Origin of the sequence: Micropruina sp. (assembly GCF_047607385.1) — a bacterium.
Classification (GTDB): domain Bacteria; phylum Actinomycetota; class Actinomycetes; order Propionibacteriales; family Propionibacteriaceae; genus Micropruina.
Map to the genome: position 1 here is coordinate 42,068 of NZ_JASGDE010000010.1, position 6,542 is coordinate 48,609.

Here is a 6,542-nt window from a genome sequence, read left to right on the forward strand (position 1 = left end):
CTATCGGGGTCGGGACGGCCAGGCTCAGTCCAGCGCCAGGCGCCGCCGCAGCTCGAAGATGTCGAGCGTGCCGGTCGGCTCCGGGTCCTCCTCGGCGGCGGTCTCCCACGGATCCTCGGGCATCTCGCCCTCCTCGTCGACGAATCCCTGCGACGGGTCGTACGGGTTGGCCAGTTGGCGCGAGCCCTCGGCCAGCGGACGGCTGTCCATGGCCTCGTCGGGCAGCCCTTCGAGGACATCGTGGATGTAGCCCCAGGCGGCGTCCAGCAGCGGGACGTCGCGATGCTCGCGCTGGGAGGCGTACCAGCGGTAGTCGAGCACCTCGTGGAAGATCTGGGCGGCGTCCCGCTTGCCGCGCAGGTGCTGCGGCACCGCCTGGGTCACCGGCTCGAAGCTCTGGGTGAGCCACTGGTGGGCGACCAGCGCCTCGTCCACGTTCTGCTGGTTGGTGCGGAAGCGGAAGGTGTCCAGGTCGTTGAGCAGCCGGCGGGCCTGGTTCTCCTCGACGTCCAGCCCGGTCAGTCGCAGCAGCCGGCGGGTGTGGTGGCCGGCGTCCACCACCTTGGGCTGGATCCGCACCTGGGAGCCGTCGTGCGAGGTGGTGATGTCGAGTTCGGCGACGTCGAAGCCGAGCGCGTTGAGCCGGCGCACCCGGCTCTCGATCCGGTCGAGCTCGGTGCCCGGGAACTCCTCGACGCCGGTCAGCTCGGCCCACAGTTCGCGGTAGCGGGTGGTGATCGTCTCGACCAGCTCGATCGGGTCGAGCGACTCGTCGAGCAGCTGGCCGGCCTCCAGGTCGCTGAACTCGCCGAACAGGTTGGTGGTGGCGATCTGCAGGTCGTGCTCACGCTGGCCGTCGCTGAGGGTGTCGTGCAGTTCGGCGGTCTCGGCGTCCACCAGATAGGCGGCGAACTCGCCGGCGTCGCGCCGGAACAGGATGTTGGACAGCGACACGTCCAGCCACAGGAAGCCGATCAGGTGCAGCCTGGCCAGCAGCACCACCATGGCGTCCAGCAGCCGGTTCACCGTGTCGGGCCGGACGCCCTGGGAGAACAGCGACCGGTACGGCAGGGAGAACTCCAGGTGCCGGGTGACCAGCACCGGCATCAGCTTCTCGCCCTCGGGGGTGCGGCGTCCGGTGATCACCGCGAGCGGCTCGACGGCCGGGGTGTCCTCGCGGGTGAGTTCCTGCAGCATCCGGTACTCGTGCACCGCGGCGGCCTCGATCACTTCCTTGGCCGCATAGACGTCGTTGCCGACTTTGATGAAGCGGACGACGTGCCGGGAAATGCCGCGGGGCAGGGCCACCAAATGTTCGGTCGGCCAGTCGGCCAGCGGCAGCCCCCAGGGCAGCGGAATCAACCGTGAATCCGGCTTGGCCGACAAGATGCGTGGCATGTCGCACATTGTGCCAGCCGACACCAGAGTCCGGTTAGGGCGAATTGCGTTGCCGGACGACATCCGGAAACACAACACTGCCCCGGGCCGCGGCCCGGGGCAGTGTTTGACGTCAACCGGTCAGGACAGACGCTCGCCGGTCTTGTTGCTGAACACGTGCAGGGTGTGACCCTCGCCCGCGATGAACCGGACGGTGGTGCCGCGCTGCGGCGGCGTCCGGCCGCTCAGCCGGGCCACGATCTGCGGCGCCGACAGCTTCTCGTCGTCGCTCAGGCCGGCCAGCACACCGTAGGTGTAGGCGTCGGCGCCCAGCTCCTCGACGACCGCCACCTCGATCGCGATGCCGTGGTCGCCCAGCTCGAAGTCCTCGGGCCGGATGCCGATGGTCAGGGTGTCCTCACCCTTGGCCTTGGCCAGGATCTCGCGGGCCACCGGCACCACGTAGTCGCCGACCTGGACGCCGCTCTCGGAGACCTTGCCGCTGATCAGGTTCATCGCCGGCGAGCCGATGAAGCCCGCGACGAAGATGTTGTTCGGCTTGTCGTAGAGGGTGAGCGGGCTGTCGCACTGCTGCAGCAGGCCGTCCTTCATGACCGCCACGCGGTCACCCATGGTCATGGCCTCGACCTGGTCGTGGGTGACGTAGACGGTGGTGACGCCGAGCCGGGTCTGCAGCGCGGCGATCTGGGTGCGGGTGGACACCCGCAGCTTCGCGTCGAGGTTCGACAGCGGCTCGTCCATCAGGAACACCTGCGGCTGACGAACGATCGCGCGGCCCATCGCGACGCGCTGACGCTGACCACCGGAGAGCGCCTTCGGCTTGCGGGCCAGGAAGCTCTCCAGACCCAGCAGGTGGGCCGCCTCCATCACCCGGGCGTCGCGCTCGGCCTTGGGGACGCCGGCCATCTTCAGGGCGAAGCCCATGTTGTCGCCGACGGTCATGTGCGGGTACAGCGCGTAGTTCTGGAACACCATCGCGATGTCACGGTCCTTCGGCGGGAGGTCGGTGACGTTGCGGTCGCCGATCCAGATCGCGCCCGCGTTGACCTCCTCCAGGCCGGCCAGCATGCGCAGCGAGGTGGACTTGCCACAACCCGACGGGCCGACCAGAACCATGAACTCACCGTCGCCGATCTCGAGGTTGAGCTTGTCAACCGCCGGATGATCGGCGCCGGGGTAGACGCGAGTGGCGTCCTTGAAACTAACTGTGGCCATGCCAACATTCCTTTCCACGGGCAGGTACGTGCCCGACGATCCGTAGTGGAAGTAACGCCGCGGCTGTGCGGCTCGCGCCATCGTCGCACGGAATGCACTCGGTACTCAAACGTTCTGGAGAATTTTCTCACGCGGGTCGCGCGATCGGTCGCCGGGACGCGATGACGGCGGCCCGGGCCGCCCCGGGTAGGCTCCCGAAGGTGACCAGCCCCGAGCAGCCGCAGCCGGCCCCCGACGAGGACGGTGAGACGCCTCGCGAATGGTGGGAGGATCCCGGGCTGCCCTGGAAGCACAAGCCCACCCGTGCCGACATCGCCTGCCTGAGCTGGATGGGTGTGGCCTCGCTGTACGCGCTGATCCTGCTGCCGCTGCGCCCGGTGATCCTGGGGCTCGCGCCGCACGTGCTGGGGTCGCTGGGCTACCGCACCGGCCTGGTGATGTCCGGTGCGCTGGGCTCGATCGGCGACCCGTGGTGGCCGCTGGTCGGCGTGCTCGGCAGCCTGGCGGCGATGAAATTCGACTGGATCTACTGGTGGGCCGGAAAGCTCTGGGGGCATGGGCTGATCGAGGTCTGGTCGGGTCGCTCGGAGCGGGCCCGGCGGCGCAATCAGCGGGCCATCGCCTTCACCCAGCGATTCGCGACCTGGGCGATCTTCATCACCTACCTACCCATTCCCGTTCCGGCGGCCGTGGTGTACGCCGCGCTGGGCGCGGCCGGGACCGGGATCAAGAAATTCCTGGCGGTCAGCTTCGCCGCCTCACTGGTCAGCTCCGCGCTCTATATCTACCTGGGCTGGACGATCGGCGAACCCGCCGTGGAGTTGCTCAACAACTACGGCAACCTGCTCTGGTACGTGTCGCTGGCCATGCTGGCCGGCATCATCGTCGTCGCGATCTGGCGCGGACGCAAGGGCAAGCAGTCCTCGGTGCCCGGACCGTCGGTCTGAGCATGCCCTAAGGAACCGCTTCCCTACGTGCGGACGATCAGGTCGGCGCGGTCCCGGGTCTGGTCGGCGGTGAACACCGCGCGTTCCTGCGCCGCCCAACGCTCCCAGTGCGGCCGGTAGGACTCGCCGTCGCGGGCGATGCCGCGAGCCATCCGGACGCCGGTGTCGGCCTCCACCCAGACCCGGACGGCGACGAAGCCGTCCGCGGGACGCACCGTGCTGGCGCAGCCCTCGACGATCAGCGACGGCGTCGCCGGCACCGCGACCCGCTCGGCCCAGCGCGAGGCCTCCCAGTCCCAGCGGCGATAGCCGGCCGGCTCCCCGGCGGCGAGCGGACGCAGCACCTGCTCGGTGAGCAGCCCGGCGGCCTGGGTCAACCCGTCCCAGCCGGGAAACAGGTCGTCCATGTGCAGCACCGGACAGCCGAGGCGGCGCCCGACCGCCTCGGCGAGCGTGGTCTTGCCGGATCCGCTGGGGCCGTCGATGCCGATCACCACGGTCTCACCGCAGCGTGGCGCGGCGGCGCGGGCCAGTGCGGTGACGGTCTCGACGGCGTCCGGCTGCATCCCGGGGACTCTACCGGCGTCCCTGCGCCGGCGGCCGCGGCACTAGAGTGACTCCCTCAGCCACACGAAGGAGTCCCTCGGTGAGTGATCTCGGAGCCACCGCGTCCGACGTCTACCGCAACGTCTTGTCCGTCATCGAAACCGTCGAGCCGCGGATCGCGGACGCCACCCGCGCCGAACTGGCCGACCAGCGGGCGTCGCTGAAGCTGATCGCCAGCGAGAACTACGCCTCGCTGCCGGTGCTGATGACGATGGGCAGCTGGTTCTCCGACAAGTACGCCGAAGGTACCGTCGGGCACCGTTTCTACGCCGGTTGCCAGAATGTCGACACCGTCGAGACGGTGGCCGCCGAGCACGCCCGCGAGCTGTTCGGCGCCGAGTACGCCTACGTGCAGCCGCACTCCGGCATCGACGCCAACCTGGTCGCCTACTGGTCGATCCTGGCCCACCGGGTGGAGTCGCCGGCGCTGCAGCGGCTGGGCGCCAAGAACGTCAACGAGCTCTCCGAGGACGACTGGGAGACGCTGCGGAAGTCCTTCGCCGAGCAGCGCGTGATGGGCATGAGCCTCGATGTCGGAGGCCACCTGACCCACGGCTTCCGGCCCAACATCTCGGGCAAGATGTTCCACCAGCGCTCCTACGGGACGCACCCCGACACCCAGCTGATCGACTACGACAAGCTGCTGGCCGACGCCCGGGAGTTCAAGCCGCTGATCCTGGTGGCCGGCTATTCCGCCTACCCGCGCCGGGTGAACTTCGCGAAGATGCGCGAGATCGCCGACGAGGTGGGCGCCACCCTGTTCGTCGACATGGCGCATTTCGCCGGCCTGGTGGCCGGCAAGGTGTTCACCGGCGAGGAGGACCCGGTTCCCTACGCGCATGTGGTGGCTTCGACCACACACAAATCGCTGCGCGGCCCGCGCGGCGGCTTCGTGCTCTCGACCCCCGAGTACGCGCCCAGCGTCGACCGGGGCTGCCCGATGGTGCTGGGCGGACCGCTCTCGCACATCATGGCGGCCAAGGCGATCGCCTTCGCCGAGGCCCGCACGGACGCCTTCCGCAGCTACGCGCAGAACGTCGCCGACAACGCCCAGGTGCTGGCCGAGGGGCTGCTGAAGCGCGGCGCCACCCTGGTCACCGGCGGCACCGACAACCACCTGGTGCTGATCGACACCCGCTCGTTCGGGATCACCGGACGTCAGGCCGAGTCGGCGCTGCTGGACGCCGGCATCGTCACCAACCGCAACTCGGTGCCGAACGACCCCAACGGCGCCTGGTACACCACCGGCGTCCGGATCGGCACCCCGGCGCTCACCTCGCGTGGCTTCGGCGCGGCCGAGTTCGACCGGGTCGCCGAACTGATCGTGAACGTGCTGGCCAACACCACCGCGGTGGCCACCGCCGTCGGCACGCCCGGCAAGGCGAAGTACACCCTCGCCGACGGGGTGGCCGAGGCCACCAAGGCGGCGTCGGCGGAACTGCTGGACGCCAACCCGCTCTATCCCGGCCTGCAGCTCTGAGCCGCCCGACCCACGCTCGTCCGATGGATCGTGTCGCAGTAGTCACCGGCGCCTCGTCCGGGATCGGGGCCGCCACCGCCCGGCGGCTGGCTCGCGCTGGCTTCACGGTGTACGGCGCCGCCCGGCGGGTCGACCGTCTTGAGCAACTGGCGGCGGACGGCGTCCGCCCGCTCGCTCTCGACGTCACGTCGGACGACTCGATGGTCACCGCGGTCGACCAGGTACTGGCCGAGGCCGGACGGATCGACGTCCTGGTCAACAACGCCGGCTACGGCAATTACGGCGCCGTCGAGGACGTGCCGATGGACGAGGCCAGGCGGCAGATCGAGGTGAACCTGTTCGGGCTAGCCCGGATGATCCAGCTGGTGGTCCCCGGCATGCGCGTCCGGGGCAGCGGCACGATCGTCAACGTGACGTCCATGGGCGGCAAGATCACCACCCCGTTCGGCGGCTGGTACCACGCCTCCAAATTCGCCGTCGAGGGCCTCTCGGACGCCCTCCGCGTCGAGTTGGCACCGTTCGGCGTCGACGTGGTGGTGATCGAACCCGGAGGGATAGCCACCGAATGGGGCGGCATCGCGATGGACACCGCGAAGGCGGCGTCCGGACGGGGCGCCTACGCCGAACGGGTCCACGCGATGGCCGAGGCGATGGGCGGCGCGGTCGCCCGGTTCTCCTCCAAGCCGGACGTGGTCGCCCGCGCCATCGAGCGCGCGGTCACCGCGACGCGGCCACGCACCCGCTACGCGATCGGGTTCATGGCCAAGCCGACACTGCTGGCCCGCCGGATACTGCCCGATCGCGCCATGGACTGGATCCAGACCCGGATGCTCGCCTAGGAACCGCTCGCCTAACTATTTTGCGCTCGCTGAATTCAGCGAGCGCAAAATAGTTAG

General features: G+C 69.4%; 6 protein-coding genes. 3 read left to right on the forward strand and 3 right to left on the reverse strand.

The window, feature by feature from the left end; translation table 11 throughout:
* Positions 1–24 precede the first annotated feature (24 nt).
* Both QM582_RS00750 and QM582_RS00755 read right to left on the reverse strand, forming a co-directional pair.
* On the reverse strand, positions 25–1,398 hold the full coding sequence (locus QM582_RS00750; RefSeq protein WP_415080849.1) for a DUF4032 domain-containing protein: 1,374 nt from the start codon (positions 1,396–1,398) through the stop codon (positions 25–27).
* A gap of 120 nt (positions 1,399–1,518) precedes the next feature.
* On the reverse strand, positions 1,519–2,613 hold the full coding sequence (locus QM582_RS00755) for an ABC transporter ATP-binding protein (protein ID WP_415080851.1): 1,095 nt from the start codon (positions 2,611–2,613) through the stop codon (positions 1,519–1,521).
* Positions 2,614–2,813: 200 nt separating this feature from the next.
* On the opposite strand from QM582_RS00755, the gene QM582_RS00760 reads away from it, so the two are divergent.
* Positions 2,814–3,560, forward strand: coding sequence for a DedA family protein (locus QM582_RS00760; protein WP_415080853.1), 747 nt, complete (start codon positions 2,814–2,816; stop codon positions 3,558–3,560).
* A gap of 23 nt (positions 3,561–3,583) precedes the next feature.
* On the opposite strand, the gene QM582_RS00765 is transcribed toward QM582_RS00760, so the two are convergent.
* Complete coding sequence (locus QM582_RS00765) at positions 3,584–4,126, reverse strand: 4-amino-4-deoxy-L-arabinose transferase (RefSeq protein ID WP_415080854.1); 543 nt, start codon at positions 4,124–4,126, stop codon at positions 3,584–3,586.
* Positions 4,127–4,206: 80 nt separating this feature from the next.
* Between QM582_RS00765 and QM582_RS00770 the strand changes: the two genes are divergently transcribed.
* Both QM582_RS00770 and QM582_RS00775 read left to right on the forward strand, forming a co-directional pair.
* Complete coding sequence (locus tag QM582_RS00770) at positions 4,207–5,646, forward strand: glycine hydroxymethyltransferase (protein WP_415080856.1); 1,440 nt, start codon at positions 4,207–4,209, stop codon at positions 5,644–5,646.
* A gap of 23 nt (positions 5,647–5,669) precedes the next feature.
* Complete coding sequence (locus QM582_RS00775; protein WP_415080858.1) at positions 5,670–6,485, forward strand: oxidoreductase; 816 nt, start codon at positions 5,670–5,672, stop codon at positions 6,483–6,485.
* The last annotated feature ends 57 nt before the right edge of the window (positions 6,486–6,542 follow it).

Coding starts and splice junctions, on each gene's coding strand:
- QM582_RS00750 (WP_415080849.1), bottom strand. CDS start 1,398: ATGCCACGCATCTTGTCGGCCAAGCCGGATTCACGGTTGATTCCGCTG.
- QM582_RS00765 (WP_415080854.1), bottom strand. CDS start 4,126: ATGCAGCCGGACGCCGTCGAGACCGTCACCGCACTGGCCCGCGCCGCC.
- QM582_RS00775 (WP_415080858.1), top strand. CDS start 5,670: ATGGATCGTGTCGCAGTAGTCACCGGCGCCTCGTCCGGGATCGGGGCC.
- QM582_RS00755 (WP_415080851.1), bottom strand. CDS start 2,613: ATGGCCACAGTTAGTTTCAAGGACGCCACTCGCGTCTACCCCGGCGCC.